Genomic DNA, 26,071 nt, shown 5'->3' with positions numbered 1-26,071 from the left:
CAGTATGGGCCAATGCCCTGGCCATAAAAAATGGTACAGATTGCTTATCGTGACCGGACGAGTCGATGTTACGAATCACCGGACCTGGTTGCCGTTCGCCCTACTTCGCGAGAACATCGGCGCGACCGTACCTCAGCCTCACCTCAGCTTCCGCTAGAAGGGCTGCCCGGATGACGTCCAGATCACCGAATGTACGCTCCTCCCCCTCACTCGTCGGCCGCGCCGAACCGCCCATCGGGGTCGGCATGCCCGTCTACAACGGCGAGCCGTACCTGGAGGGCGCCCTGCGCTCGGTCCTCTCCCAGAAGGGGGTCGACTTCGAGCTGGTGATCGCCGACAACTGCTCGACGGACGGCACCGAGGAGCTCTGCCGCGAGCTGGCCAGGACCGATCCCCGCGTCCGCTACCTGCGGCGCGAGCGCAACGTCGGCATCACAGCCAACCACAACAAGGTCGTCCACGAGACCCGCGGCGAGTTCTTCTCCTACGCCACCTCCGACGACGAGTACCACGAGGACCGCCTGGCCCTGCTCTCGGCGGCGCTGCGCCGCCACCCGTCGGCGGCGGCCGCCGTCTCGGGCGTCGAGGAGATCGACGAGACGGGACAGACCATCGGCACCTGGCGCGACACCGCCCCCACCGACCAGCCCGACCCGGTGACGCGCTTACGCCACCGGCTGGACAACTACGACGAGACCATGCACTTCTACGGGCTCATGCGCAGGGAGACGCTGCTGCGGGCCCGGCCGCTGGAGGCCATCCTGCCCGCCGACCGGGTGATGATCTCGGGCCTGGCGCTGCTCGGGCCGCTGATCGTGGTGGACGAGCTGCTGCTGCGGCACCGCAACCACCCGGGCAGCAACAGCCAGGTCAACCACGCGCGGGCCTTCCGCGCCCGCGAGATGCCCGGAGACCAGCGCTTCTTCCTGCCCAACGTGGAGGAGGGCCGCGCGCTGCTGCGGGTCATCAGGAACGCTCCATTGACCCGCGGCCAGCGGCTGCGCGCCTACGCGGCGCTGCGGCCATGGCTGCGGCGCAACGCCGTGCCCATGGCCCGCAACGTCGCCCACTCGGCCATCGACGTGGCCCGCAGCGGGCGGGCAGAGCTCAGCTCGTCACCACCTCGCGAATCTTCCTGATCCGCTCCCGCGAGAGCCCGGTCACCACGTACACGATCAGCCCGGCTCCTCCGGCGGCGCAGAGCCGGACGAAGTCGAAGGCGCCCTCGGTCAGCCTGGCCACCAGCCAGGCGGTCAGGCCGGCCAGCAGGCCGCCGAGGAGCAGCCGGAGGATCCCGGGCAGGACCGGTCCGAGCACGACGCCCGAGCGGCGCAGCTGCAGCGCCGTCACGGGCAGGGCGATCAGCAGGGCGACGGCCGCGTGCGCGATCGCCACGCCCCGGATGCCGTCCAGCCGGGCGCCGGCGTACAGGGCGGGCAGCAGTGCCACGGCCCAGCTCAGGTTCATCCAGACGACGAGCCTGGTCGCGCCGAGCGAGGTCAGGATGTCGAAGGCCAGCGCGGTGAGCATCCGCACCACCATCAGCGCCATGAGGAAGGACAGCGCCTGGGCGGCGGGCAGCCACCGCTCGCCGTACAGGAAGGGCACGACCAGGGGCGCCAGCACGCCGAACAGGACCGCGACCGGCAGCACCAGCGTGATCAGCATCGGCACGAGCTGCTGGACGCGCGCGGAGAACGCCTCCGGGCGCTCCTCGGCGACCCGCGAGAAGCCGGGCAGCGTGACGTGGCGCAGGGCCTCGCCGACCAAGCCCGGCACCCAGCTCGACACGTTCAGCGCGATCATGTAGAAGCCGAGCGTGGTCGCGCCCAGCAGCCGGCCGATGATGATGGCGTCGGCGTTGAGCACCAGCGCCTCGATGGCCAGGCTGACCGCCAGGGGCACGCCGAAGCCCAGCAGCTTGCGCGCGATGGCCCGGTCGAAGCCCAGCCGCAGCGGCATCTTGGCCCAGAAGAACACCAGGACACCGCTCACCAGCGAGTTGGCGACCGCGCCGATGACGAAGCTGTAGACGCCCGCGCCCATGACCGCCAGCGTGATCGCCACCGGCACCTGGACGGCGATGCCCGCCATGTTCGCCTTGGCGATCTTGTCCTGCTGGAAGCCGCGGAGCATGACCGCGCTGCGTACGTTGACGAACCCGTCGATCACGATGATCACGGTGAGCAGCCGCACCACCGGCGTGGCGGAGACGTTGCCCGCCAGGCCGGTGAAGTAGGGCGCCGCCACCCAGAACGCGGCGTAGATGGTCACGCTGAGGGTGAGGACCACGGTGGTCGCGGTGACCACCATGTCCTCCAGCTTGCCGCGCCACTGCACGACGGCCGCGACGATGCCGGCGTCGTTGATGTAGAAGAGGAACTGGTTGGCGGCCAGCGCGACCGCGTACAACCCGAAGTCCTCCGGGGCGAGCAGGCGGGCCAGCACGAGGCTCAGGGTGAAGGTGGCCAGCTTCGACCCGCCGCGCGCCAGCAGCCCCCACCGCAGTCCCCTGCCCGCCGATCCGGCCCGGTGATCGCTGACGGGCTCGTTCGTGCTCACTGCTGGTTCACTCACCGTCCGGCACCCGTTCGAGCCAGATCTCGCGCCAGAAGGGGAAGAACTCGCGGGGGCAGTTCAGCGAGTGGACGCCCTCGCACACCACGTCCTGCAGCACGATGCAGGGCGTCTTCATCTCCAGCATCCGTCCCGTGGGCTCGTCGATGCACCGGTCGACCCGGGCGCGCACCCGCGCGGTGCGGCCGCAGTGGCGGGCCAGCTCGGCGTCGAAGTTCATGCCGCGGTTGGACAGGTCCTCGTTGACGGTGGCCAGGATCTCCTGCTTGGACCGCACGCGGACCAGCTCGCCCGGCTGGAGGTCGAGCGTCTGGACCGGCGTGCGGCCCCTGACCTCGCCCTTCATCGTGCCCCACGGCCGGCCGCCCTTGATGCGCAACGCGCTGGGCAGCTTTCTCCTGGTCAGGTGCTGGAAGCGGTTGTACAGCCCGATCCCGGTCGCCTTCAGGGTCCTCAGCACGCCGACGTTCCGCGTCCGTACGTCCGCCACGAACTGCCCCAGATCGGCCATCGGCAGCGGTACGGGCGCCGCTCGCAGCAGCTCGGTCGCCTGGCAGGAGTAGCGTTCGGTGCCGTCCTCGCCCGGCGGCTTGCGGCTGTTGATCTCCAGCAGCGGCAGCAGCCGGGAGTCCGGCACGGCGTTCGGAGGCAGCTCGTCCGCCGCGACGCGCTTGATCCACGCCTGTTTCCAGTACATGGAGCAGGCCGTCTGGCAGCCGCCGTGCGCCGAGCCGTCGCACCGGGCGCCGAGCAGGTGCACGGCGCTGTCCATGCGCCGCAGGCCCGTCTTGGTCAGCGTGTCGCACAGCTTGTGCGCCACCTTGTGCACGGTGAGGCGCTGACCGCAGAACTTCAGCATCTCCGGCATGAACGGCAGGCCGTCCAGCTCACCGCGCTCGTCCAGCGTGGCCAGGATCTCGGCCTCGCTGCGGATCTCCACCAGGTCGCCGACCCGCAAGCTCATGGTTTCCATTCCCTCACCAACTCCGCTTCCCTCACCAAATCGGCGTCTTCGAGGCTCGCCGCCGCTTCGGCCACCGCCTGGAACGGGAGACCGGCCCGTTCGGCGATGTCCAGCAGCGAGTGCGTGCCATCCGAGAGGTTCAGCACCCAGAGCATGGCCATCTGGGCCTGCTTGGTGTCGCTCCTGCCGCCGAGCGCCCCGTACAGGCCGCGCCGGCCCAGTTGCGGCTCGCCGTAGGGGCTGAGGTTCTCCAGGCGCCGGTCTCCCTCCAGCACCCGGGTCACCTCCCAGCAGGTCTCCAGGGTGTCCGCCATTGCCTCGGGGAGCACGAACGCCGGATTGTCCCCCGAGGTGTGGTACTCCGGGTAGCCCGCGTACGTCGATCTGGTCAGGCAGCCGACCGGCAGGTCGAACCCGGGCGAGCAGTACTGCCGCTCGTCGTAGCCGTACGGGGAGAAGTCGAGCGTGCGGTGCGGGCGTCCGGAGGAGCGCAGCACGTGCCCCACCGCCCGGTCGATCTCCGTGTCGCCGCGCCTGCTCCGCTTGTACGTGAGCGCGCCGCCGTCCCCCGCGCAGGCGAGGACCAGCCCGTGCCTGACCCGCTCGACCGCGTCCCGGTTGCGGGCGAGCCAGGTGATCGACCCGATCGTGCCGGGCGCGAACAGGAAGCGGTAGGTGTAGCGCGGCGAGGCCGCCGCAAGCCGCCGGGCCAGCTGGACGGCCACCGCGATGCCCGCCAGGTTGTCGTTGGCCAGCGACGGGTGGCAGGTGTGGCAGGAGATCAGCACCTCTTCGCTCGTCCGGCCGGGCACGACGTGCTCGGCGTACGTGAGGTGGCCGTCCGCCAGCGTGGAGTCCACCACGACCTCGTACTCGCCCTCCTGGAGGCCCTCCAGGGTCTCGTGACGCAGGCAGAACCCCCAGTCCTCGGCGTAGTAGCCGGTCCGGTAGGGGATGAGATCCGGCTGGTCCGGCAGCGTGTGCAGGTGGCCGCGGAGCTCGGCCAGCGGCATCCGGGCCGACACCGGCACGCTGTAGCCGACCACGTGCAGATTGGACTCGGCGAAGTCGACGACCTTGGCGCCCGTGGGGTCCTTGACGTAGGCGTCGCGGATGTTCCACTCCTTGGGCACGTTCCAGTCGAGCACCTGCGTGCCGGTGGGCACCTCGTGCACGTTCAGCGCGATGTGCTCGCCGACGATCTCCAGGGTGCGGCGGACGCCGTCGCCCGTGATGCTCCGGCACAGCGGGTAGAGACGCTCCACCAGCTGGTGCATCTCCTTGCCGAGGCCAGTCTCGAGGGCATCCTTTTCGAGGCCGGTCACGAGGGCATCAGCCGCTCGTCGACCGTGCCCGCGGCCTGCCGGTCCGACAGGCGGGCCAGGCGGGTGAAGCGGCGCTCGAAGCCCTCCCTGGTCAGCCCGTGCCGCCGGTAGGCGTCGATGAGTTCGAGCGCGCCCTCCTTCACCGACCGGCGCGCCTCGTATCCGGGCAGCGCGGCGCGGATCCGCGAGAAGTCGACCCGGTAGGAGCGCGGGTCGGCGCCCGTCTCCCCCGTGATGGCCAGCGTGGCGCCGGGCACCGCCTCCACCACGGTCGCCGCGATCCCGGCCACGGTGACGTTGTTCTGCTCGGTGCCCACGTTGAACGCCTCGGCGTGTACGGCCTCGCGCGGCGCGGTCAGGGCGGCGGCGAACGCGTCCGCGATGTCCAGCGCGTGCACCAGGGGCCGCCACGGCGTGCCGTCGGACAGCACGCGTACCTCACCGGACAGATGCGCGTGCCCCACCAGGTTGTTGAGCACGATGTCCGCGCGCAGCCGGGGCGAGAAGCCGAAGGCCGTGGCGTTGCGCAGGAAGACCGGCGTGAAGTCGGCGTCGGCCAGCTTCAGCACCTCGTCCTCCACACGCACCTTGGACTCGGCGTAGGGGGTCACGGGACGCAGGGGCGCCTCCTCCGTGACCAGGTCGTCCCCGCCCGCGGCTCCGTAGACCGAGCAGGTGGAGGCGTACAGGAAGCGCCGCACCCCCGCCTCGCGGGCCAGCCGGGCCAGCCGTACGGAGGCGTGGTAGTTGATGTCGTAGGTCAGCTCGGGCGCCAGCGAGCCGAGCGGGTCGTTGGACAGGGCGGCCAGGTGCACGACCGCGTCGAATCCGGCCAGCGCCTCGGCCGGGACCTCGCGCAGGTCCACGGCGAGCCCTTGGGGGTCGTCGGGCCGCGGCCCCAGGACGCAGTCGGCGAACAGCCCCGAGTCGAGGCCGATCACCTCGTGTCCCGCTCCGGCGAGTACGGGGGACATGACGGTGCCCAGGTAGCCCTGGTGTCCGGTCAGCAGTACACGCATATCCGGCTAGTCTCCTGCGAGGTCGAGGGTCAGTTTGCGGGTGTGGAAGGCTTCGGCGTACCTGTCGCCGCACTCGATCCCGCGGATGCGGGCGAGCCCGAGGAAGGCCTCGTCGTCGAACCAGGAACGCCGGAGTTGCGAGGGGTAGTGCCGCCGCAGCAGGGCGACCTTCTCCGCCGCCACCTCCGGCCGCAGCGGCTGGTAGGCGGCGGGGCGGCCGAGGTCGCCGTCCCACTTGACGATCTCGTAGCCGAGCGTCAGGTGGTCGCGGAAGACCGTGGGCACGAGCTCGGCCAGGCCCCGGTGGTCCTGGTGGGCGTCTCCGGGATGCGGGCCGAGGATCAGGTCGGGATCGGTTCTGGCCCGCAGCAGCTCCAGCGCCTCCTTGGCCTGCTCCCAGTGCGCGGGCAGCCGGCCGTCGGGCAGCTTGAGCACGGTCAGCCGCAGGTCGGCCCCGGGACAGAAGGCGGTGAGCGCCGCGTGCTCCTCGTCCTCCCGCTCGGTGCCGCCGCCGGACAGGACCAGCGCGTCGACCTGGAGCCCTGGCCGGCCCGCGCAGAGGGTGAGCAGCGTGCCGCCCGCCCCGATCGCGATGTCGTCGCAGTGCGCGCCCAGCGCGACGATCCGGCCCAACCCGGTGGCCGTCAGCCGGATCATGCCTCCCACAGCGCCCAGGGCCTGTCGCCGCGCGAGTACGCCTCGTCCAGCTCGATCCGCTGGTTGACGGTGTCGGTCGGCCGCCAGTAGCCACGGTGCCGGTAGGTCATGAGCCGGCCGCGCTTGGTCAGCTCCACACAGCCATCCCCCACCAGATCCCCATTTTCCGGAATGTGATCGAAAATTTCCTGACGGAGCACGAAATATCCGCCGTTGACCCAGATCGGCATCTGGGTGACCGGCGCGATGTCCCTCGCCAGCCCGTCGTCGTCGATGTCGATGCAGTGGAAGGTGCCGGGCGGCGGCACGACCATCATGGACGCCCCCACGTCGGCGGTCATGAAGCGGTCGACGATCTCCGGCAGCGGCGCGTCGGTGAGCACGTCGGCGTAGTTGGCCAGGAACACCTCCTCGCCGTCCAGATGGTCGCGGACGCGGCGCAACCGCTCGCCGATCGGCGACTGGACGCCGGTCTGGACGAAGGAGATCGACCAGTCCGAGATGTCCTGCGACAGCAGCTCCACCTCGCCGCCGCGCAGCCGGAAGTCGTTGGAGGCGGTCTCCTTGTAGTCCAGGAAGAACTCCGTGATGTGCTGGGCGCCGTAACCCAGGCAGAGGATGAACTCGGTGTGCCCGAAGTGCGCGTAATAGCGCATCACATGCCAGATGAGCGGCCGGGGACCGACGAGCTGCATGGGCTTGGGGACCTCGCCGGCGGCTCCGGTGCGCATCCGCGTGCCGTACCCACCGCAGAAGAGCACGACCTTCATGGCACGATCTCCAGACTCGGGATGGGAAAGACCAGCTGACCGCCCCACTCGCGGACGTAGGAGAGCTGTTCGGTGAGTTCCGCTCGCAGGTTCCACGGCAGCACCAGGACGTAGTCCGGCCGGTCCTCGGCCAGGCGCTCGGGCGGCAGGATGGGGATCCGGGTGCCCGGCGTGAACCTGCCGTGCTTGTACGGATTGCGGTCCACGGTGTACGCCAGCAGGTCCTCGCGGATGCCACAGTGGTTGAGCAGCGTGTTGCCCTTCCCCGGAGCGCCGTAGCCGGCCACGGTCTTGCCCGCCTCGGCCGCGTCGATGAGGAAGCGGAGCAGGTCGCGGCGGACCTTGGCCACCCGGGCGGCGAACTCCGCGTACCCGGCCAGCTCGTCGAGCCCGGCCCCCTTCTCCCTGGCCAGCACGTCGGCCACCCGCTCGCTGGGCTCGCCGCCCGCCTCATCGGGCCGGGCCCAGAGCCGGATCGAGCCGCCGTGCGTCGGCAGCAGCTCCACGTCGACCAGGGTCAGGCCGCCGGTGGCCAGGGCCCGCCGCGCGGAGGCGACCGTGTAGTACTGGAAGTGCTCGTGGTAGATCGTGTCGTACTGGTTCAGCTCCACGAGCGTGAGCAGGTGCTGCACCTCGATGGAGACCCACCCGTCGTCGGCCACGAGCGCCCGCAGCCCTCGGGTGAAGCCGACGACGTCGGGGATGTGCGCGTACACGTTGTTGGCCACGACCAGATCGGCCGGCCCGTGCTCGGCGCGGACCGCCGCCCCGGTCTCCGGGTCGAGGAAGGCCGTAAGCGTGGCGATGCCCTTGTCCCTGGCCGCCTGGCCCACGTTGGCCGAGGGCTCGATGCCCAGGCAGCGCACCCCTCTTTCGGCCACGTGCTGCAGCAGGTACCCGTCGTTGCTGGCCACCTCGACCACGAAGCCCGGCGCGAACCGGTCCACGGCCGCCGTCACGAACTCCCGGGCGTGCTCCACCCAGGAGGTGGAGAAGGAGGAGAAGTACGCGTACTCCGTGAACGTCTCCTCCGGCTGGATCAGCGGCGGTATCTGGGCGAGCCAGCAGCTCGTGCAGACCCGCAGGTGCAGAGGGTAGGTGAGCTCGGGCTCGTCGAGCCGCTCCCTGGTGAGGAACAGCTCGCAGGGCGGCGTGGCACCGAGATCGACCACGCTCGCCAGTTCGCCCGAGCCGCAGAGCCGGCAGACGGTCACCGGCCTCGGCCTCTTCCGCGCTGTAACCAACGAGCCATGGTCCCCTCCCGATGTATGAGATTCAGTACGAACTACCGCTGGCTCGCTCCACGTGAGCCACGGCCTCCTTCTCGTACTCCGCCGACAGCTCCTCCGGGATGCGCGCCAGGTCCCCGGCGCGCATGAAGTCGCGCAGAGTGGTGCCCAGGCACGCCGCGTCCACGTTGGGCGCGCCCTTGCGCGATCGGACGTCGTCGATGTGCACGGTGCGGAAGTCGATGCTGAAGCGCGTCACGCCCGAGGTGTTGCGCACGGTCGAGTGCAACTGGGCGCCCGAGAACAGGAGCACCCCGCCCGGCTCCATGACGAACCTGAGCTCGCCGGACAGGTCGAGGTCCTCCTCCGGCTTCGGCTGCTCGCGCGTGTCGCTGTAGATGTGCTGGGCGGCCGACGGGCGCTCCGTCCTGACCCACGAGGCGTAGTCGTAGCGGCCGCTGCCGTTGCGCACGGCCTGGGTGAAGTACTCCGGGTGCAGGGCGAAGACGTTCTCCGGCACCACGTCGTAGACGGGGATCCACCAGTTCACCTGGTTGAACGGCGCCGAGTACCAACAGTCGCGGTGGGCGTGGTAGGCGTAGGAGATGCCCGAGTCGAGGTAGCCGTCGGAGGTCGAGGTCCGTAACCGCGGCACGTCGAAGTAGGTCTCGTCCGGCGCGAACCCCAGCTCGTCCAGCAGGACCGCGATGAGCTCCTTGCACCTCGGATGATGGATGAAGCGCGGCTTGACGTCGGCCAGCAGTGCGGCGAACCGCTCGACCGGCATGCTGTGCTGGGCGGTGGTGGGATCCGCGCCGCCGAAGGTCTCGGCGACCAGTTCGCGGGCGAAGGACACGAGCTCGCGGGACGCGGGCGAGGCCGTGTAGACGAAGACGTCGCCCTGGAAGATCCGCTCGCGTCGCGCCTCGTCGTTCATCGTGCTGCCGGTGAATACCGTGGTCATCTGGGCTTGCCCCTTACACGTGCATGGTGCGAGTCGAACCGATCTCCCCTCGTAGGTCTTGCGAGGCCGTGCGTGGGGCGGGATGGGTTGCTGGCTCCCGGAAACGTACTGATCGGGATGGTGGTCCTGACCCCGCTCAGGACCACATGCCTCAATCAACTGGCATTTCGCGACTGCCATCTCACGCGTTACACGCTCTGGTGGGAACGTTCCTGCTATGTCAGGATCCGGCTCATGGATCCCCTCGGTTTCGACGGCGCCTGGCTGTTCAGCCCGCGTATCCACAAGGACGGACGCGGGCAGTTCCTGGAGTGGTTCAGGAGCGACGAGCTCGACCGCCCGCTGGACCTCGCCCAGGCCAACTGCTCGGTCTCGGCCAGGGGCGTGCTGCGCGGCCTCCACTACGCGGACGTGCCGCCCGGCCAGGCCAAGTACGTCACCTGCGTCTCCGGCAGCGTCCTCGACGTCGCGGTGGACCTCAGAACCGGCTCGCCCACCTTCGGCCAGTGGGCGGCGGTGCAGCTGGACGACGTCTCGCGGCAGGCGGTCTACCTGGCCGAAGGGCTCGGCCACGCGTTCTTCACACTCAGCGAGTCGGCCACCGTGATCTACCTGTGCTCCACCTCGTACGCCCCGCGGCGTGAGCACGGCATCCACCCGCTCGACCCGGCCCTCGGCATCGTCTGGCCGGAGGGCATCGAGCCGATCCTCTCGGACAAGGACGCCGCGGCACCCACGCTGGCGGAAGCCACCGAACAAGGTCTACTCCCCTCCTACGCCGACTGCCTGGCCCACTACGCGAGCGCCCCAGGGACCCAGCAGGGCCGGCCAGGCCGCGTGTAGGGCGATGGACCACTCACGCATCGGCGGCAGCCCGGCGGCCTGCCAGTTCCCGTGCGCCAGCACGCTGTTGGCGGGGCGTGGGGCGGGCCGGCGCAGGGCCGTGCTCGGGATGGGTTCCACCCGGCCGGGATCGGCTCCGAGCAGGGAGAAGAGCTCTCTGGCATAGTCGTACCAGCTCGTCCGCCCGGCGCTCGTCCCGTGGTAGACGCCGGGCGGGGCGTCCGCCAGGCCGAGCTGGACGATCCGCTCGGCCAGGTCGCCGGTCCAGGTGGGCTGGCCGAACTGGTCGTCGACCACGGAGACCGTCGGCCGGGCGGCTTCGAGGCCGACCATCGTGCGGGCGAAGCTGCGGCCGTGGGCGCCGTAGAGCCAGGCCGTACGCACCACGTGGTGACCATGCTCCAGGGCCGCGTGCTCGCCCGCGAGCTTGGTCCTGCCGTAGGCGTTGATGGGCCCGGTCGGGGCGCTCTCCCGGTACGGCCCGGCCCCGGCGCCGTCGAAGACGTAGTCGGTGGACAGCTGGATCAGCCGGGCGCCCAGGTCGGCGGCGACCCGGGCGAGCACGGACACGGCCGTCCCGTTGATCGCCAGAGCCTCCTGCTCGCGCGTCTCGGCGTCGTCGACGGCCGTCCACGCGGCGCAGTTGACCACCACGTCGGGCCTGGCCGCGCGCAGCGCCCAGGCGACCGCGCCGGCGTCGCACAGGTCCAGCTCGGACCGGGTGAACGGGCGGACCCGCATGCCCGGCGTGGTCCGCAGCAGCTCCGTCAGGTCGGTGCCGAGCATGCCGCCCGCACCGATGATCGCCCACCTCATGCGCGCCGCCCCAGCACCAGGTCGGTGACCGTGGCGCGATGGTCGGTCCGCGGGAGCGCGAGCGTCTCGAACGAGCGCACGGCCACCCCCTCGGAGGCCAGCACGTGGTCGATGGCGACCTTGGGGACGAGGGCGGAGCGCCCGTAGTACGGCCAGGTCATGACGAGTCCCTTCCCGGTGACGGACGCGGCGTCCTGATAGCCGGTGGCGATCAGCTCCCTCAGCACCGCGTGGTCGAGCGTGGAGTTGAAGTCGCCGGCCAGGACGCGCGGCCGTTTCGCCACCGCCGGCGGCAGGACCCGGATGCTCTGCGCCCAGCACCCCGCCAGCCAGCCACCGGCCGGCGCGCAGGCGTGCACGCCGACGACGTCCACCTCCGAACCGTCGGGCAGCGTGAGCAGGCCTCCGACGTGCTGCCACTGGCCCGCCGCGAAGCCGAGGCCCGGACGCAGCGGGAAGCGCGAGTAGACGGCCGTGCCCAGCTGTTCCAGGTGATACGGCAGCAGGGTGAGCAGGCCGCCCCGGTCGAGTCGCGCCGCGAGGTCCGGGGTGAGCTCCTGGAGGGTGAGCACGTCGGGACGGCTCCGCTCGACCGCGCCGATCAGGGCCTCGGCGGGCACCGAGCCCACGCGCAGGTTCGCGGTCATCACGCGCAGCGGCTGCCCCGCCGCCTCGGGGACGCCCTGCGGCACCGCGCGCGGCAGCACCACCGAGGCCAGCAGCCCGCCCACCACCAGCGCGGCGTACGTGGCGGGCCGGTTGCGCAGCGCCAGAGCGAGCGCCAGCGGAACCAGCGAGCCCGCGGCGGCATAAGGGGTGAACGACACGAGCTGGGACCACCTGAGCTTGGGCTCCCATCCGGCCACGCGGAGCACCGCCCAGCCGGCGAACGGCGACAGCAGTGCCCAGAGCGCGGAGGTGAGCAAGGTGTTCTGCTTCAAGCTCTCCACCACGCCGCGTTGCTCGCGTACCAGCTGACGGTGTCCTTGAGCCCCTGCTCGAACGGGATCTCCGGCCGGTAGCCGAGCGCGCGCAGCTTGCTGTCGTCGAGCGAGTAGCGGCGGTCATGGCCCTTGCGGTCCTCGACGGGCTCGACCATGCTCCAGTCCCGGCCGCACGCCGCCAGCAGCCGCTCGGTCAGCTCCCTGTTGGTCAGCTCAGCGGTGCCCGCGATGTGGTAGACCTCGCCCGGCGCGCCCTTCTCGGCCACCAGGCGGATGCCCGCGCAGTGGTCGGCGACGTGGATCCAGTCGCGGACGTTCCCGCCGTCGCCGTAGAGCGGGACCCGCCGGCCGCGCAGCAGGTTCGTGACGAACAGCGGGATGACCTTCTCCGGGTACTGCCTGGGGCCGTAGTTGTTGCCGCACCGGGTGATCGACACGTCGAGGCCGTACGTGATCGCGTACGAGCGGGCGACCAGGTCGCCGCCCGCCTTCGACGCGGCGTACGGCGAGCGCGGCAGGATCGGCGCGGACTCCTCCCATGAGCCGTGGTCGATGGAGCCGTAGACCTCGTCGGTCGACACGTGCACCACCTTCGGGACTCCGGCCTCCAGACACGCCTGCAGGAGCGTCTGGGTGCCGAGCACATTGGTGCGCACGAACTCGGCCGGGCCGTCGATCGACCGGTCGACGTGCGACTCGGCGGCGAAGTTGACCACCAGGTCGTGGCCCGGCACCACCTCGCCGAGCAGCTCGGCGTCGCAGATGTCACCGTGGACGAAGGTGTGCGGCCGCCCTTCGAGGTTGGCCCGGTTGCCCGCGTACGTGAGCTTGTCGAGCACGGTCACGTCCGCGTCGGCCAGCCCGTGGACGAAGTGCGAGCCGATGAAGCCGGCCCCACCTGTCACCAGAATCCGTGTCATGAACTGATCTGCACCTTGCTGTGATCGCCCAGCACGAGGCGGTGGGCTTTGGGGGTGTCCGGAGCGGGGGTCACCTCGACGTCGTGGCCGATGAGCGACGACTCGATCCGGCCGACGCCCTGGATGGAGGCTCGAGGCAGCACGATCGAGTATTCGATCTCGCTGCGGCCGATCGCGCAGTCGGCGCCGATCGAGGTGAACGGGCCGACATAGCTGTCCTGGACGCGCGCGCCGGGGCCGATGATCACCGGGCCCACGACGCGCGAGCGTTCGACCACGGCGCCCGGCTCCACCACGACCCGCCCGATCAGCTCGCTGGCCTGGTCCACCAGGCCGCTCACCCGACGGTCGAGCGACTCCAGCACGAGCCGGTTCACCTCCAGCATGTCGGTGACGTTGCCGGTGTCCTTCCAGTAGCCGGAGATCACCGAGGACTCGACGCGCAACCCCGCCTCGATCAGCCACTGGATGGCGTCGGTGATCTCCAGCTCGCCGCGCCCCGACGGCTTGAGCTCGGCCACGGCGGCGTGAATGGCCGGGCTGAACAAGTAGACGCCGACCAGCGCGAGATCGCTCTTGGGCCGGTCGGGCTTCTCCTCCAGACCGACCACCCGGCCGGCGGCGTCGAGTTCGGCGACCCCGAACTGGCGTGGATCGCCGACCCTGGTCAGCATGATCTGGGCGGTGGGCCGCTCCCTGGCGAACCGGTCCACCAGGCCGTTGATGCCGCCCACGATGAAGTTGTCGCCCAGGTACATGACGAAGTCGTCGTCACCGAGGAAGTCGCGGGCGATCAGCACGCCGTGGGCCAGGCCCAGCGGCGCCTCCTGACGCAGGTAGGTCACCTGCAGGCCGAACGCGGAGCCGTCGCCGACGGCCGCCTCGATCTCGGCCTGCGTGTCACCGACGACCAGTCCGAGCTCCCTGATCCCCGCCTCGGCGATCGCCTCCAGGCCGTAGAACAGCACCGGTTTGTTGGCGACGGGCACGAGTTGCTTGGCCGAGGTGTGGGTGATGGGCCGTAGCCGTGTGCCCGACCCTCCGGCCAGCACGAGTGCTTTCACCGCTAGTAAGCCCCTTCTCCACGGGTGACGACGGACCAGGTCTTCCAGAGGATCTGGAGGTCGAGGATGAGGGACCAGTTCTCCACATACCTCAGGTCGAGGCGTACGGACTCCTCCCAGCTCAGGTTCGAGCGGCCGCTGACCTGCCAGAGTCCCGTCATGCCCGGTTTGACGACCAGGCGGCGGCGGACGTCGCTGCCGTACTTGGCGACCTCCTCCGGGAGCGGCGGCCGGGGGCCGACGAGCGACATGTCGCCGCGCATGACATTGACCAGTTGGGGGAGCTCGTCCAGCGAGTATTTGCGGAGGAAAGCGCCTACCGAAGTGATTCTTGGATCGTTCCTAATCTTGAAGAGCACCCCGTCCAATTCATTGGCATCGAGGAGCGCGCCTCTGAGCTTCTCGGCGTTCTCCACCATGGTCCGAAATTTCAAGACACGGAACTCTTTGCCGCGTTTGCCGACCCGGGTCTGGGTGAACAGCGCGGGGCCCGGGCTGGTGAGGCGGATCAGCAGCACGATCGCCAGCAGCGGCACGGCCATGAGCAGCAACGCGGCACCCGCTACGAGCCGGTCGAAGATGGTCTTGACGATCTGCCTGGCGCCGTCGAACTCGGGATGCTCCACGTGCAGGAGCGGCATCCCCGCCACCGGCCTGATGCTGATCCGCGGGCCGGCGACCTCCATGAGCGCGGGCGCCACGAACAGGTCGGTACGCGCGGTCTCCAGGCTCCACGCCAGCCGCCGCAGCGCCGACCCGTCGAACTCCGGGCAGGCCGTGACGGCGACCGCGTCGGCTCCCATCCGGTACACCACCTCGGCGACATCACCGAAGGAGCCCAGCACCGGGATGCCGTCGAGATCGACGTCCATCCGGTCCGGCGGCAGGCAGGCGCCTACGACCCGCATGCCGTGGTACGGCTGACGGCGGAACTGCATGACCAGGTCGAGGATGGATTCGCGATGGCCGACGGCGATGACCTCGCGCATGTAGTCGCCGACCACTCTCCGGCTGTGCAGCCGCTTCCGCATCTTGTAGCGGAAGTACAACGTGGACAGAAGCGCCAGCGGCAGCATCGCCATCACGAAGCTGCGCGCGACGACGGTCTGCGTGGCGTAGGCGCCGATCGCGACCGCGGCCATCAACCCGGCGCCGCCGTTGAAGACGGCCCTGAACTCCTCAGTGCCCTCGCCGTGCGCGCGTTGCCGGTACGCGCCACCCATCGCCAGCGCGAAGGGCCAGGCGATGACCAGGCTCACTCCTAGAACGAATTCGGCCAACGGAACGTACGCGCCGGACAAGAGGCGAATGCCCAGCACACAGACGCACGCGACCAGCGCGCACGCCGTGTCGCCACCCCACAGAAGCCGTAAGTACGCACGCGTCCAGATGCTTGACGCGTGACGTGGTACGGCTTCGAGGAGCACGACATCGGACTCCCCGGTCCCCACCCTCATAGCACCACCCTGAAAACTTTTGTGCACCGCAAGAACATGACGTTCCTTGAACCTCATGGGTTGACAAGTCCCCCATGCACAATCAAGGGCGGCGGCCCCCACTAAAGAGTAAAGATCCACTCCGACAAGCGATATACCGTTAAATGTCCACAACCGGACTGAACTTGGGGCTTGACGGAACGATCCAAAAGTGCTGATCGACATGTCGGCAAATGTGCGGTTTATGGCAACATTTCAGCAGGTTGCCAGAATATTGCGCCGCTAGTCATATTCCAGATCCGGCAGTGCGGACGGCGGGTCGGGACTCCGCCAGACGACCACGACTCCGTCATGTGCCGACTCGGCCGCGATGTGCAACCGGTCGAGGTCGAAATCGGGCAGATAGCGCAGACGCGCCAGAAACGTGGCGTCGGTGGCCGACCTGGGTACTACGCAGCCTTCGCCGTCGCGGTCGAGCAGGATATAGAGGACGTCCTCTCCTGACTCGGTCACCACACGGACCTCGACCACGTCCTCCCAGGCAAGGGCTTCGACGCTCCCGTCCGCATAGTGACGGGTCACGCCCTCTTCCGTGACGTACACGTAGGAGTCCGGCATCGGGTTGCCGTGCATGGCCGCGATTCTCGCGACATCTGGGGTCCCGCCGCAAGAGTTCGCGATATTGGGTGCGGATCTCCATCGCGAGATCGGCGCGGCAGAGGGTCAGGAAGGGCTCAGGAGGGGCTCGGGAGCGGCCTCGTTACGGGAGGTCGGTCTCAGCTCGGGGGGATGCGTCGCCGCCCCACGCGTGGCTGAGGTGAGCGACCACCGCGGCCCGCGCCGCCTCGGCCGGGCCGTCGGCGATGGCGTCGAGCAGCTCCCGGTGCTCGTGTACGAGCACGTCCCTGTCCTCGTAGACCTCGCGCAGGCGGACCAGGCCGAGCCGGGTCTCGGCGGCGAGCGCGCCGTAGAGCCGTTCGAGCCGCGGGCTGCCCACGGCCTCGATCAGTGCCTGGTGCAGCGCCATGTGCTCGGCCACCGACTCCGACCACGGCGCGTCGGCGGGCAGCGCGCCCATCCGGGCCAGCGCCGCCTCCGCCTCCGGCACCCGCCGCCCCGCCACGGCCGCGGCCATCAGACCCTCCAGCGGCCGGCGTACGTACATGAGATCGTCGAGGTCCGCGATCGTCACCTCGGGGACATAGGCACTGCGATTACGCTCACGCCTGAGCAGCCCTTCGTGCACCAGCACGGCCAGGGCCTCCCGGACGGTGGGCCTGGCCACCCCGTAGGTGGCGGCGAGCTCCTGCTCGGGCAGCGCGGTGCCCGGCCCGATCTCGCCGGAGAGCACCCTGCGGCGCAGCGCGTCGGCGAGCGCGCCGACCGCGGAGACGGGTCTGAGCGGCAACGTCACGGCTGCGACTCTAACGCCTTATTGGGACACACCGTTTCCCCCACGACCGTAGCCCGCGCGACACCTCGACCCGCGTCCTTCAGCCGCCACCCCCAGTTTGCGCCCCTTCAGGCGCCGATCTCTCCGCCACCGGCTTATCTGCGAGCGGCCTTTCGGACAGCCGCTTTTCTGGTACGGCCACGACCACGAGGCTGATCGCCAGCAGGACGAGACCGGCGACGGATACCGGGGTCAGCCGTTCACCGAGCACCACCAGCCCGAGCAGCGCGGCGACCGCCGGCTCGGCCAGGGCGAGTGTGGCGGCCGTGGCCACCGGTGTGGTGCGCAGTCCTCTGCCGTACAGGAAGTAGGACAGAGCGGTGGCGCCGATCCCGAGGTACAGGGCGGCGAGCAGCCCGCGCGGCTCGGCCAGCCACTCGGTGCCCCGCCAGAGCAGGATCGGCACCATGATGACGGCGGCACCGCCGAACATCACCCCCATGACCGCGTTCGACGACGCGCCCGTGCTGATCGCCCGAGCGGCGGTGACGGCGTAGAACGCGTAGAGCAGCCCGCCGAGCAGCGCGAACAACACCCCGGACACCATCTGCCCACCCGCCTGCGCACCACCGCCCACGATCAGGGCGGCGCACCCGCAGACCGCGGCGGCGGTGGCCATGGCCCACCGCCGGCTCGGCCGCTCACCGTGCAGCAACCAGGAGAGCACCCCGGTGAAGACGGGCCCGCTGCCGATCGCGACGACCGTGCCAATGGCCACGCCGGTGCGGGCGACCGCGGCGAAGAAGCACAACTGGTACACGGCCACGGCAACGGCGGCGACCAGCAACCCGGGCGTCACCGGCAACCTGGGCGTGACCAGCGGGCCCCGCCTGGCTCGCGCCCCGGCTCCGGCCCCGGCGAACAGGCCGAACAGGGCGAGCGCCGTACCGCCGATGACCAGGCGGGCGGCGGCCAAGGCGATCGAGTCGGCCGAGACGAGCAGCCCCGCCGTGCCGGCCGTCCCCCAGAGCACGGAGGCACCGATGACGGCGAAAGGTCCGTTCTTCATGTCCGCCATTGTCAGACAGTCAGACAATATTGTCCAACTGCTGGTCGATGAACCGTCCAGCCGGAGCTGCCAGCTCGCCCGCGTAGTCGTCGAGCACGGCGATCCCGTCGTGGATGCTGGACGTGGTCTTGCGCGGCAGCCCCAGTAGTACGTCACCCTCGACGGAGACCACTCCGTCGACGTGGAACCCGCCATTGTCGGCGGTGATGGAGACGGCGAAGCTGAGCTCACGGCCGTCGGGGAGAGTGAACGCGGTCCCGGTCCGTACGCCGGCGGGCGGAAAGAAATAGGAGAAGGGCTGGCTCCGGACGAACGGGTGGTGTAATTCGGCGAGAATCTCCGCCGCTCGGCTCAATGCCGCCAGCAGGCCGGCCGCGGCCGAGCTCTCGCTGTCCACCCCCTGAGCCTAGATCAGCTGGCCCGGTCATGACCAGGCGCGAGGCATTCAGCACTCTCCGTCTCACAGCGCCATCCGTCCACGGCGGGTGGGCGATGGCGGGTCAGCCGGTGGTGGCAGGCAGTCCATGACAGGTCGAGGCCCGTGACAGGTCGAGGCCCGTGACAGGTCAGTCGGTGGCGAGGCGGGCGTGGCGTTCGACGTCGTAGCGGCGGCCGTCGTAGCGGAGCTTCTGGCGTTCGATGCCCTCCGGACGGAAGCCCGCTTTGGTGGCCACCCGGCACGAGGCCGGGTTGTTGATGCGGTGTCCCAGCTCCAGCCGGTAGAGGCCGCGTTCGCGGAAGGCCCAGCGGGTCAGCTCGACCACGGCCGCCGCCGCGACGCCCCTACCCCTGGCCTCGGGCACCGTCCAGTAGGAGACCCAGCCGTTGTCGTGGCCGTCGATGCCCGTCACCGCGACGTTGCCCACGACCTGGCCGGAGAGCGTGACGGCGAACGCGTGGCCCGCGCCGGACCAGGACGCGATCCAGCCCACCGCGTCCTGGAGTGAGACGATCGGCCACGACGCCTGACCGGCCATGTCAGGCGCCTGGAACGCGCGCAGCACGGTGGGAGCGTCGTCCGCGCACCACTCGCGCAGCTCGATGTCCATATCTGTCACGGTGCCTGATCCTAACCGCGACTTCCAACTCCTTTTACGCCCTATTGCCCGATTTTATGAGCAGCCTCGAAGGGGGCGACCAGTTCCTTGGGCGCGGTCAAACACCACGCCTCGGCGACGAGCTCGAACAGCTCGTCAGCGTCGATCCGTCGCAGGTGCACCACCACCCATCCGAACCGGCCGGCGGTGAACTGGATCTCGAACACATCGGGCCGCTCGGCGACCAGCGCCATCTGCTCCTCGATGGTCGCCTTGAGCCCCACGGTCTCGGTCTCTTCCCACAGATAACCAAAGCCCCTGTCACGCACCTTGAGGCTGACCCAGGTGCCACCATGATCGCCCAGGCGCGCCTCGGGCAACCGGTCCAGCAGCTTGAGGAACTCGTCGACGCTCACACCCATGCCGTCTTGTGTAGCAAACGTTGCCGACAGTTTCCGCCCGGCTGCGCCACTTGAAGCCTCAGTCGTAGTAACGGGCTTCGATCACGTTCCCGTCGAGGTCGGAGAAGTAGATCACGCCCGGCGCGATGCCCCTGGCGCCGAACGAGTTGGAGCCGGTGCCGGTGATTTCCACGCCGTTGCGGGTCAGCCTGGCTTCGAGCGCGTCGAAGTCGTCGCGGGCGAGCGCCAGGCAGAAGTGGTTCAGCGGATGACCGGCGCTGCCGCTGACACCGGTGCCCTCGTCGACGCGGTTCGCCGCGTTCTGGGACATCAGGTCGATGATCGTGTCACCGGAGACCCGCACGCTGGGGAACGGCGCCTTGCCGTCCCTGAACTCCTCGGCACGTACCCCGGGCAGGCCGATGACCTGCTCGTAGAAGTCGAGCGCGCGAAGCTGGTCCGAGACCCAGCAGACGAGATGGTCCAGACGCACGTCCATACAGACCTCCGGTGTGGGGGATGTTGGCCCCGTCCAATATGAGTTGCCCGCTGTATCGCTGTCCACTTGTCCGTTTGTGAGGGAACCGTTCGTCGTAGGGGTGAAGACGACGAGCAGAAGGAGTGTTCTGGTGAAATATCTGCTGCTGATCTGCGCGGATCCGTCCATCGAGGTGAGCTCGGACGTGGGCGGGGCCGAGGAGTGGGTCGAGGAGATGGACCGGCGCCGGGTCCGGCTGGAAGGGCACGCGCTGCGGCCCGCTTCGGAAGGGCGGTCCGTACGCGTACGTGATGGGCGCGTCCTGATCGGCGACGGGCCGTTCGTGGAGACCTGACCCCTGACTCCGGACAGACCATCATCAAGCACACGTTCGTCCACACGTACGGAAACAGTGGGCTGCGGCAGGCCGTACTCAAGAATCCCGGTGCCGCGAGCGCCATCATCGAGGAGCGGCTGGCCCAGCTGCGGACGCACATGACCGAGACCATCAAGGCGATGACCAAGACAGAAGCTGATTAACCATCCAGAAACCCTTCAGTCTGTCCCTATACGCTCGACGGCATGGGACGACCGCCTCGCCATGACGTTGACCGATTGCTCGACGCGGCCGCCGAGCTGGTGGCCGCGAGCGGCCCGAGCACCGTGACCGTGGCGGCGGTCGCCCGTGCCGCCCGCGCGCCGAGCGGCTCGATCTACCACCGCTTCCCCAGCCGCTCCTCCATGCTCGCCACCCTGTGGCTGCGCACTGTCGACCGCTTCCAGGACGGCTTCCTGTCCGCGCTCAACACCGAGCCCGCCGCGCGGGCCGCCCCCGCCGCCGCGCGCCACGTGGTCGCATGGAGCCGGGCACATCCGCACGAAGCGCACATCCTGCTGTACGGCCCGGCGGACTTCGACGAACCCAACTGGCCCTCGGAGGCCCGCGAACGCCTGGAACGCAGCGACCGCCGGGTCCGCAACGCCGTGCGCGCCCTGGCCGAACGGCTGGACAGGCGCGAGCCGCAGGAGGTCGAGCAGCTGTTCCTGGCCACGGTCGACCTGCCGTACGCCACGGTCCGCCGCCACCAGAGCTTGGGCCGCCCGATTCCCGCCTACGCGGAGGACCTCGTCACCAGCTGCGCCGCCACGCTGGTGGGATAGCCGGGTCTCCGGTGCCCGCGGCGTTCAGAGCCTTCTGTTCGCTCACGGAAGGGAAACCTCCCTGGCACGGCTACTTGATCGCGGTGCCCTGGGCGGAGGCGAGGCGCCAGGAGCCGTGGGAGTCGGCGGTGTAGACGTGGGTGTAGCGGCTCCCGGCACTGAACGTGGCGCCTTCGGGGGTCGTGAAGTTCATGCCGGTACGTCCGACGACGATGCCCACCTCCCCATGAAAACGAACGATCGCCTCGCCGGGAAACGAGTCGATCCGCGGAAACCGGAGAGATCCGGAGGCCACCAGGTCGAGGACGACCTGCTTGGTGGCGACCGCCCCGTCTTCGACCCCCACCAGGATGAAGTCGTCCGCCAGCAGCTCCTTCAGCCGGTCGAGGTCGTTGGCCACCAAGGCGTCGAAGAAGCTCTGGTCGTGTTCGAGAAGAGTGTCGTGGTCCGCGCTCATGCGGGGCGTCCGTTCGTCGGTGGTCGGGGATCGACGATAAACGTTGACGCCGGCGACAAGGTCAAATGATGGCGAACCGTCGACACGCCCGCGGGTCTGGCGTTACGCGGGTCCGGGCATACGGAGACTGCCATGGCTGACATCGATGCCTCGATGAAGGGTTGGCGATCATGTCCGCTGCGATTCGTTCCAGAAGTGCGCCCCGTCTGGTGATCGGGCTCGTCGCCGCCGCGCTGACGCTGACAACAGTCGGCGCGGGCACGACTGCGGCTCGCGATACGTCCGTCACCGTGACCGAGCGGGAGTTCTCTCTAACGCTCTCGACGACCAGCTTCAAACCAGGGGCCTACACCTTCACGATCCACAACACGGGGACCGCTTCGCATGGCCTGTCGATCAAGGGGCCTGGGGTGGACTCGACCTCCAGCATCGTCCCAGCCGGAAAGTCGACGAAGCTCTCCGTCACGCTGAAGAAGGGGACGTACGACCTGTGGTGCCCGGTGGACAATCACCGCGCGATGGGGATGATGACGAAGATCAGCGTGAAATAGCGACCCCTGGCGGCGACTCGAGCCGGGCCCGGCGTCAGGGCTTGGCGTCGCGGCGGTAGCGCAGGCCGTCCATCAGCAGGTCGAGCAGGCGGGCCGTCCGGTCGCGCTGCTCGTCCTCGCCGACGACCAGCGCCACGCCGCCCATGCTGGCGAGCACGTCCTCCGGCTCGACGTCCGAACGTACGGTCCCCGCGGCGGCCCCGGCGTCCAGCAGCGACCCGATCGCGCCTACCAGCCGGTCGCGGCTCTCCGCGAACGGATTGCCGCCGGACGCGATGACCGCGCGCAGCGCGTCGGCCATGCCGCGCTTGGTCGTCATGTAGTCGACGAAGCGATCCATCCAGGCGCGGGTCGCCTGGTCGGGCGGCATCGTCCGCAGCAGGCTCGCCGCGGCCTCGCACAGCCTGGTGAGCTCGTTGCGGTACGCGGCCTCGACGAGTGCCTCACGGGTGGGGAAATGCCGGTACAGCGTACCAATGCCGACCCCCGCGTCCTTGGCGATCGCGTCGAGCGTCACCTCGGGGCCCTCGTGGGAGAAGGCGCGTACGGCGGCGTCGAGCAGCCGATCGCGGTTGCGGCGGGCGTCGGCGCGCAGCGGTCGGGACCCGGCCTGCACGGTGTCTCCTGTGGATTTCGGGGGCGAGATTTGCCAAACGGAGGAGACTCCGAATACAGTCGAAGCTAATTGGAGGCTCCTCCGTTTCACATCTTACCGTTTGGAGCTCTCCCGCCGCATCCCTGACAGGACTGGGAATCATGACTGCGAACACCCGCATCACCACCCCGTTCACCGCCCAATCCACCGCGGCCGAGGTGCTGGAAGGCGTCGATCTCACCGGCCGGCGGGCCATCGTCACCGGCGGGGCGTCCGGCATCGGCGTCGAGACCGCCCGCGCGCTCGCCGCGGCGGGCGCGGAGGTGACCCTCGCCGTGCGTAACCTCGACGCGGGCGCCGCGACCGCCGCCGACATCATCGCGACCAGCGGCAACAAGCAGGTCTTCGTCGCCCCGCTGGACCTCGCCGACCGCGGCACGGTCACGTCGTTCGTGACCGCCTGGGAAGGCCCGCTGCACATGCTGGTCAACAACGCCGGCGTGATGGCCTGCCCCGAGGCGCACACCCCGGACGGCTGGGAGCTCCAGTTCGCCACGAACCACCTCGGCCACTTCGCCCTGGCCACCGGCCTGCACGCCGCGCTCGCGGCGGCCGATGGCGCCCGGGTGGTCTCGGTCAGCTCCACCGCGCACCTGCGCTCTCCGGTCGTCTTCGAGGACATCAACTTCCGTGAGCGCGCCTATGAGCCGTGGTCGGCGTACGGGCAGTCCAAGACGGCGAACGTGCTGTTCGCGGTGGAGGCGGCGCGGCGCTGGGCGGACGACGGGATCACCGTCAACGCGCTGATGCCGGGCGGCATCCGTACGAACCTCCAGCGGTACGTCTCCGACGAGGAGCTCGACCGGCTGCGCGCCGCCGCCGCTTCCTCCGGCGAGGACTTCAGGTGGAAGACGACGGAGCAGGGGGCGGCCACGTCGGTGCTCGCCGCCGCGTCACCGCTGCTCGACGGCGTCACCGGCCGCTACTTCGAGGACTGCAACGAGGCGCTGCCGAACGACACGCCCTCGGCCCGCCACGGAGTCGCCTCCTACGCCCTCGACCCGGCGTCCGCGGCGCGTCTGTGGGAGCTCTCCGTCAACGCCTGACCTGCTAAAGTACCTACTGGATCGATCGGTCCCCGGCGCCGGTGAGTCTCCCCGCGCACTTCACTCCCCCACTGTTCCTGGTAGTCCGGTGCAGAGTCCCTTTTATGGATACCAAGGGATTTCCACGCCAATTCGCCCGTACTCAGCGGTTCTCGCTCGGGGTGCCCCGGGCCTTCACCCTGTCGCCCGATGGCCGTCGGGTCGTGTTCCTCCGGACTCGCGGGGGTGAGGATCGGGGCAGCTGTCTGTGGGTCGCCGACGAGATGGGTGAGCGGCTGGTCGTGGCGCCCGAGACGCTCGGGGCGGAGGGGGCCGTTCCGGAGGCGGAGCTGGTTCGGCGGGAGCGGGCTCGGGAGCGGGCGACCGGGGTCGTCGCCTACGCGGCCGATGCCGCCGTACGTACCGTCGCCTTCGCCGTCGACGGGCGGCTGTGGGCGGTGCGTCTCGATGGCGGCGAGGCGCGGCCCGTGCCCACCGCCGGGCCGGTGGTCGATCCCCGGCCCGACCCCACCGGGAGGCGGGTCGCCTACGTGACCGGCGGCGCGCCGCACGTCGTCGAGCTGGCCGACGGGCGTGACCGGCGGCTGGCCGTACCCGAGGACGCGGAGGTCGTGTGGGGGCTGGCCGAGCACGTGGCGGCGGAGTCCATGGACCGGACGCGCGGCTACTGGTGGTCGCCCGACGGCACCCGGCTGCTGGCCGCCAGGGTCGACAACCGTGCTGTGCGGCGCTGGTGGATCGCCGATCCCGCCAACCCGTCCCGGCCGCCTCGCGAGATCGCCTATCCGGCGGCCGGGACGGCCAACGCCGAGGTCACGCTGCACGTGCTCGACCTCGACGGCGGCTCCGTGGAGGTGCGCTGGGACCGGGTCGCGTACGAGTACGTGGCCACCGCCGGCTGGGACGCGCACGGCCCGCTGATCAGCGTGCAGAGCCGGGACCAGCGCACGCTGCGGGTGCTGGCCGCCGATCCGGACACGGGCGAGACGAAGCTGCTGCACGAGCAGCGCGATGCCGCCTGGGTCCAGCTCGTCGCGGGCACGCCCGCACGGACCGCGTCCGGTGCGCTGGTGCACACCGCCGATCTGGACGGGACCCGGCGGCTGCTCGTGGACGGCCGTCCGGTCACCCCCGAAGGGCTGCAGATCAGCTCGGTCGTGGACGTGTCCGGCGAATCTGTGTTCTTCACCGCGAACGACGAGCCCACCGAGCAGCACCTGTGGACGTATGACGCGGAGCGCGGGCCCGTACGGCTGAGCGATGGCCCAGGGCTGCACACCGGCCAGCGGGCAAGCGGCGCGCCGGCCGGTGTGCGAGAGGGTGGCGCGCTGTTGGTCGCCTCGCACACCGAGGCCGGTCACTCGTTTCGCGTGGTGCGCGCCGGGCGGCCCGATGTGGAGATCGCCTCGCTCCAGGCGGAGCCGCTGATCGTCCCGCGCGTCACGTGGTTGCGGACGGGTGAGCGGGAGATCCGTACCGCGTTGCTGCTGCCCTCCTGGCACCGGCCGGGCTCCGGCCCGCTGCCGGTGCTGATGGCGCCGTACGCGGGGCCGGCGATGCAGTTGGTGACCCGGGCCCGGCACTGGTGGCTGGCCGAGTCGCAGTGGTTCGCCGAGCACGGGTTCGCGGTGGTGACGGCGGACGGCCGTGGCACCCCGGGACGCGGTCCCGCCTGGGAGAAGACCGTCCATGGCGACACGCTCACCGCGCCGCTCGAAGACCAGGTCGTGGCGCTGCGGGCAGCCGCGGAGCACTGCCCCGACCTCGACCTGGGCCGGGTGGGCATCCGCGGCTGGAGCTACGGCGGCACGCTCGCGGCGGCGGCGGTGCTGCGCATGCCGGAGGTCTTCCACGCCGCCGTCTCGGGGGCGGCGCCGAGCGACCAGCGGCTGTACGACACCCACTGGCGGGAGCGGTTCCTGGGCCACCCGGACGAGGAACCGGAGAACTACGAGCGCTCCTCGCCCATCGGCGACGCGGCCCGGCTGCGCCGCCCGTTGCTGCTGGTGCACGGCCTGGCGGACGACAACGTGGTGGCCGCGCACACTCTGCGGATGTCGGCGGCGCTGCTGGCGGCGGGCCGCCCGCACCAGGTGCTCCCGCTGTCGGGGGCCACGCACATGCCGACCGCCGAGGCGGCTGTGGAGGGGCTGCTGCGGCACCAGCTGGAGTTCCTGCTTACCGCGTTGAACGTCTCTTCCGGCTGACCTCACGACGTGCGGCCGGGCTCGGGTCCGAAGCCCGGCCGCGGGCCTGCCAACAGTGGCGCGACGCCCAGCCGCGGGTCCGTCAACA

General features: G+C 70.1%; 29 protein-coding genes. 7 read left to right on the top strand and 22 right to left on the bottom strand.

The features are described 5' to 3' along the window. Window positions 1-170 precede the first annotated feature (170 nt). A complete protein-coding gene (locus tag AB0B61_RS21770; protein ID WP_358434484.1) occupies window positions 171-1,139 on the top strand; it encodes a glycosyltransferase in 969 nt (322 codons plus the stop codon). Here the strand turns inward: AB0B61_RS21770 and AB0B61_RS21765 are convergent. From AB0B61_RS21765 to AB0B61_RS21730, 8 genes are all read right to left on the bottom strand, one after another. Beyond that, on the bottom strand, window positions 1,108-2,577 hold the full coding sequence (locus AB0B61_RS21765) for an oligosaccharide flippase family protein (RefSeq protein WP_358434481.1): 1,470 nt from the start codon (window positions 2,575-2,577) through the stop codon (window positions 1,108-1,110). The genes AB0B61_RS21770 and AB0B61_RS21765 overlap by 32 nt on opposite strands. After that, window positions 2,570-3,541, bottom strand: a complete 972-nt coding sequence (locus tag AB0B61_RS21760; protein ID WP_358434478.1) for a hypothetical protein — start codon at window positions 3,539-3,541, stop codon at window positions 2,570-2,572. Before AB0B61_RS21760 ends, AB0B61_RS21765 begins: the two co-directional genes overlap by 8 nt. After that, a complete protein-coding gene (locus AB0B61_RS21755) occupies window positions 3,538-4,818 on the bottom strand; it encodes a DUF4910 domain-containing protein (protein ID WP_358434475.1) in 1,281 nt (426 codons plus the stop codon). Before AB0B61_RS21755 ends, AB0B61_RS21760 begins: the two co-directional genes overlap by 4 nt. A gap of 44 nt (window positions 4,819-4,862) precedes the next feature. Next, window positions 4,863-5,885: an SDR family oxidoreductase gene (locus AB0B61_RS21750; protein WP_358434472.1), complete on the bottom strand. Its 1,023-nt coding sequence runs from the start codon at window positions 5,883-5,885 to the stop codon at window positions 4,863-4,865. A 6-nt stretch (window positions 5,886-5,891) separates the two neighbouring features. Continuing rightward, window positions 5,892-6,542: a PIG-L family deacetylase gene (locus AB0B61_RS21745; protein WP_358434469.1), complete on the bottom strand. Its 651-nt coding sequence runs from the start codon at window positions 6,540-6,542 to the stop codon at window positions 5,892-5,894. Continuing rightward, on the bottom strand, window positions 6,539-7,312 hold the full coding sequence (locus tag AB0B61_RS21740; RefSeq protein ID WP_358434466.1) for a sugar phosphate nucleotidyltransferase: 774 nt from the start codon (window positions 7,310-7,312) through the stop codon (window positions 6,539-6,541). Before AB0B61_RS21740 ends, AB0B61_RS21745 begins: the two co-directional genes overlap by 4 nt. After that, on the bottom strand, window positions 7,309-8,526 hold the full coding sequence (locus AB0B61_RS21735) for a class I SAM-dependent methyltransferase (protein WP_358434463.1): 1,218 nt from the start codon (window positions 8,524-8,526) through the stop codon (window positions 7,309-7,311). The genes AB0B61_RS21740 and AB0B61_RS21735 overlap by 4 nt, the downstream gene beginning before the upstream one ends. Window positions 8,527-8,587: 61 nt before the next feature. Then, complete coding sequence (locus tag AB0B61_RS21730; protein WP_358434460.1) at window positions 8,588-9,505, bottom strand: hypothetical protein; 918 nt, start codon at window positions 9,503-9,505, stop codon at window positions 8,588-8,590. A 234-nt stretch (window positions 9,506-9,739) separates the two neighbouring features. On the opposite strand from AB0B61_RS21730, the gene rfbC reads away from it, so the two are divergent. After that, the gene (gene rfbC, locus AB0B61_RS21725) at window positions 9,740-10,348 is read left to right on the top strand and encodes a dTDP-4-dehydrorhamnose 3,5-epimerase (protein ID WP_358434457.1); all 609 of its coding nucleotides are present in this window, start codon (window positions 9,740-9,742) and stop codon (window positions 10,346-10,348) included. Here rfbC and rfbD read toward each other — a convergent pair. From rfbD to AB0B61_RS21665, 12 genes are all read right to left on the bottom strand, one after another. Further along, window positions 10,268-11,164: a dTDP-4-dehydrorhamnose reductase gene (gene rfbD, locus AB0B61_RS21720; RefSeq protein WP_358434455.1), complete on the bottom strand. Its 897-nt coding sequence runs from the start codon at window positions 11,162-11,164 to the stop codon at window positions 10,268-10,270. The genes rfbC and rfbD overlap by 81 nt on opposite strands. Beyond that, entirely contained in the window at window positions 11,161-12,105 is a 945-nt protein-coding gene (locus tag AB0B61_RS21715; protein WP_358434452.1) for an endonuclease/exonuclease/phosphatase family protein, read from the bottom strand. Before AB0B61_RS21715 ends, rfbD begins: the two co-directional genes overlap by 4 nt. Beyond that, on the bottom strand, window positions 12,102-13,028 hold the full coding sequence (rfbB, locus tag AB0B61_RS21710; RefSeq protein ID WP_358434449.1) for a dTDP-glucose 4,6-dehydratase: 927 nt from the start codon (window positions 13,026-13,028) through the stop codon (window positions 12,102-12,104). The genes AB0B61_RS21715 and rfbB overlap by 4 nt, the downstream gene beginning before the upstream one ends. Beyond that, window positions 13,025-14,092: a glucose-1-phosphate thymidylyltransferase gene (locus AB0B61_RS21705; protein ID WP_358180555.1), complete on the bottom strand. Its 1,068-nt coding sequence runs from the start codon at window positions 14,090-14,092 to the stop codon at window positions 13,025-13,027. Before AB0B61_RS21705 ends, rfbB begins: the two co-directional genes overlap by 4 nt. Before the next feature lie 2 nt (window positions 14,093-14,094). Then, window positions 14,095-15,549 (bottom strand): sugar transferase, encoded by a 1,455-nt coding sequence (locus AB0B61_RS21700; protein WP_358434446.1) that lies wholly within the window; start codon window positions 15,547-15,549, stop codon window positions 14,095-14,097. Window positions 15,550-15,810: 261 nt separating this feature from the next. After that, window positions 15,811-16,161, bottom strand: coding sequence for a hypothetical protein (locus AB0B61_RS21695; protein WP_225298795.1), 351 nt, complete (start codon window positions 16,159-16,161; stop codon window positions 15,811-15,813). A 127-nt stretch (window positions 16,162-16,288) separates the two neighbouring features. After that, window positions 16,289-16,942, bottom strand: coding sequence for a GntR family transcriptional regulator (locus AB0B61_RS21690; RefSeq protein ID WP_358434443.1), 654 nt, complete (start codon window positions 16,940-16,942; stop codon window positions 16,289-16,291). Between the two features lie 79 nt (window positions 16,943-17,021). Then, window positions 17,022-17,990: an EamA family transporter gene (locus AB0B61_RS21685; RefSeq protein ID WP_358434440.1), complete on the bottom strand. Its 969-nt coding sequence runs from the start codon at window positions 17,988-17,990 to the stop codon at window positions 17,022-17,024. Window positions 17,991-18,009: 19 nt separating this feature from the next. After that, window positions 18,010-18,387 (bottom strand): hypothetical protein, encoded by a 378-nt coding sequence (locus tag AB0B61_RS21680; RefSeq protein ID WP_358434438.1) that lies wholly within the window; start codon window positions 18,385-18,387, stop codon window positions 18,010-18,012. A gap of 169 nt (window positions 18,388-18,556) precedes the next feature. Then, window positions 18,557-19,039 (bottom strand): GNAT family protein, encoded by a 483-nt coding sequence (locus AB0B61_RS21675; RefSeq protein WP_358434798.1) that lies wholly within the window; start codon window positions 19,037-19,039, stop codon window positions 18,557-18,559. A gap of 50 nt (window positions 19,040-19,089) precedes the next feature. Then, a complete protein-coding gene (locus AB0B61_RS21670; protein WP_358434435.1) occupies window positions 19,090-19,449 on the bottom strand; it encodes an MmcQ/YjbR family DNA-binding protein in 360 nt (119 codons plus the stop codon). Between the two features lie 58 nt (window positions 19,450-19,507). Further along, window positions 19,508-19,927 carry a VOC family protein gene (locus tag AB0B61_RS21665; RefSeq protein WP_358434433.1) on the bottom strand — a complete coding sequence of 140 codons (420 nt, stop codon included), beginning with the start codon at window positions 19,925-19,927 and terminating at the stop codon, window positions 19,508-19,510. Between the two features lie 130 nt (window positions 19,928-20,057). Between AB0B61_RS21665 and AB0B61_RS21660 the strand changes: the two genes are divergently transcribed. Further along, window positions 20,058-20,261 carry a hypothetical protein gene (locus AB0B61_RS21660; protein WP_358434430.1) on the top strand — a complete coding sequence of 68 codons (204 nt, stop codon included), beginning with the start codon at window positions 20,058-20,060 and terminating at the stop codon, window positions 20,259-20,261. 227 nt (window positions 20,262-20,488) lie between these two features. Then, window positions 20,489-21,067, top strand: coding sequence for a TetR/AcrR family transcriptional regulator (locus AB0B61_RS21655; protein WP_357954808.1), 579 nt, complete (start codon window positions 20,489-20,491; stop codon window positions 21,065-21,067). A 70-nt stretch (window positions 21,068-21,137) separates the two neighbouring features. On the opposite strand, the gene AB0B61_RS21650 is transcribed toward AB0B61_RS21655, so the two are convergent. After that, complete coding sequence (locus AB0B61_RS21650; RefSeq protein WP_358434428.1) at window positions 21,138-21,524, bottom strand: nuclear transport factor 2 family protein; 387 nt, start codon at window positions 21,522-21,524, stop codon at window positions 21,138-21,140. Between the two features lie 170 nt (window positions 21,525-21,694). On the opposite strand from AB0B61_RS21650, the gene AB0B61_RS21645 reads away from it, so the two are divergent. After that, the gene (locus tag AB0B61_RS21645) at window positions 21,695-22,075 is read left to right on the top strand and encodes a cupredoxin domain-containing protein (protein WP_358434425.1); all 381 of its coding nucleotides are present in this window, start codon (window positions 21,695-21,697) and stop codon (window positions 22,073-22,075) included. 34 nt (window positions 22,076-22,109) lie between these two features. On the opposite strand, the gene AB0B61_RS21640 is transcribed toward AB0B61_RS21645, so the two are convergent. Then, on the bottom strand, window positions 22,110-22,691 hold the full coding sequence (locus tag AB0B61_RS21640; RefSeq protein WP_358434422.1) for a helix-turn-helix domain-containing protein: 582 nt from the start codon (window positions 22,689-22,691) through the stop codon (window positions 22,110-22,112). Window positions 22,692-22,831: 140 nt separating this feature from the next. Here AB0B61_RS21640 and AB0B61_RS21635 point away from each other — a divergent pair, with 140 nt between their 5' ends. Both AB0B61_RS21635 and AB0B61_RS21630 read left to right on the top strand, forming a co-directional pair. Next, a complete protein-coding gene (locus AB0B61_RS21635) occupies window positions 22,832-23,776 on the top strand; it encodes an SDR family NAD(P)-dependent oxidoreductase (protein WP_358434419.1) in 945 nt (314 codons plus the stop codon). Between the two features lie 104 nt (window positions 23,777-23,880). Beyond that, window positions 23,881-25,983, top strand: a complete 2,103-nt coding sequence (locus tag AB0B61_RS21630) for a prolyl oligopeptidase family serine peptidase (protein ID WP_358434417.1) — start codon at window positions 23,881-23,883, stop codon at window positions 25,981-25,983. Window positions 25,984-26,071: the final 88 nt, after the last annotated feature.

The organism is Nonomuraea sp. NPDC049158, from assembly GCF_040648335.1.
Lineage (GTDB): Bacteria > Actinomycetota > Actinomycetes > Streptosporangiales > Streptosporangiaceae > Nonomuraea.
The sequence above is the reverse complement of the archived record's forward strand: the minus strand, read 5'-3'. Positions and strand labels throughout refer to the sequence as shown.

Coding starts and splice junctions, on each gene's coding strand:
- AB0B61_RS21650 (WP_358434428.1), bottom strand. CDS start 21,524: ATGAGCGCGGACCACGACACTCTTCTCGAACACGACCAGAGCTTCTTC.
- AB0B61_RS21740 (WP_358434466.1), bottom strand. CDS start 7,312: ATGAAGGTCGTGCTCTTCTGCGGTGGGTACGGCACGCGGATGCGCACC.
- AB0B61_RS21700 (WP_358434446.1), bottom strand. CDS start 15,549: ATGAGGGTGGGGACCGGGGAGTCCGATGTCGTGCTCCTCGAAGCCGTA.
- AB0B61_RS21755 (WP_358434475.1), bottom strand. CDS start 4,818: ATGCACCAGCTGGTGGAGCGTCTCTACCCGCTGTGCCGGAGCATCACG.
- AB0B61_RS21760 (WP_358434478.1), bottom strand. CDS start 3,541: ATGAGCTTGCGGGTCGGCGACCTGGTGGAGATCCGCAGCGAGGCCGAG.
- AB0B61_RS21670 (WP_358434435.1), bottom strand. CDS start 19,449: ATGGGTGTGAGCGTCGACGAGTTCCTCAAGCTGCTGGACCGGTTGCCC.
- AB0B61_RS21730 (WP_358434460.1), bottom strand. CDS start 9,505: ATGACCACGGTATTCACCGGCAGCACGATGAACGACGAGGCGCGACGC.
- AB0B61_RS21630 (WP_358434417.1), top strand. CDS start 23,881: ATGGATACCAAGGGATTTCCACGCCAATTCGCCCGTACTCAGCGGTTC.
- AB0B61_RS21685 (WP_358434440.1), bottom strand. CDS start 17,990: ATGAAGAACGGACCTTTCGCCGTCATCGGTGCCTCCGTGCTCTGGGGG.
- AB0B61_RS21675 (WP_358434798.1), bottom strand. CDS start 19,039: ATGGACATCGAGCTGCGCGAGTGGTGCGCGGACGACGCTCCCACCGTG.
- AB0B61_RS21750 (WP_358434472.1), bottom strand. CDS start 5,885: ATGCGTGTACTGCTGACCGGACACCAGGGCTACCTGGGCACCGTCATG.
- rfbD (WP_358434455.1), bottom strand. CDS start 11,164: ATGAGGTGGGCGATCATCGGTGCGGGCGGCATGCTCGGCACCGACCTG.
- AB0B61_RS21655 (WP_357954808.1), top strand. CDS start 20,489: ATGGGACGACCGCCTCGCCATGACGTTGACCGATTGCTCGACGCGGCC.
- AB0B61_RS21745 (WP_358434469.1), bottom strand. CDS start 6,542: ATGATCCGGCTGACGGCCACCGGGTTGGGCCGGATCGTCGCGCTGGGC.
- AB0B61_RS21665 (WP_358434433.1), bottom strand. CDS start 19,927: ATGGACGTGCGTCTGGACCATCTCGTCTGCTGGGTCTCGGACCAGCTT.
- AB0B61_RS21770 (WP_358434484.1), top strand. CDS start 171: ATGACGTCCAGATCACCGAATGTACGCTCCTCCCCCTCACTCGTCGGC.
- AB0B61_RS21695 (WP_225298795.1), bottom strand. CDS start 16,161: ATGCACGGCAACCCGATGCCGGACTCCTACGTGTACGTCACGGAAGAG.
- rfbC (WP_358434457.1), top strand. CDS start 9,740: ATGGATCCCCTCGGTTTCGACGGCGCCTGGCTGTTCAGCCCGCGTATC.
- AB0B61_RS21635 (WP_358434419.1), top strand. CDS start 22,832: ATGACTGCGAACACCCGCATCACCACCCCGTTCACCGCCCAATCCACC.
- AB0B61_RS21645 (WP_358434425.1), top strand. CDS start 21,695: ATGTCCGCTGCGATTCGTTCCAGAAGTGCGCCCCGTCTGGTGATCGGG.
- rfbB (WP_358434449.1), bottom strand. CDS start 13,028: ATGACACGGATTCTGGTGACAGGTGGGGCCGGCTTCATCGGCTCGCAC.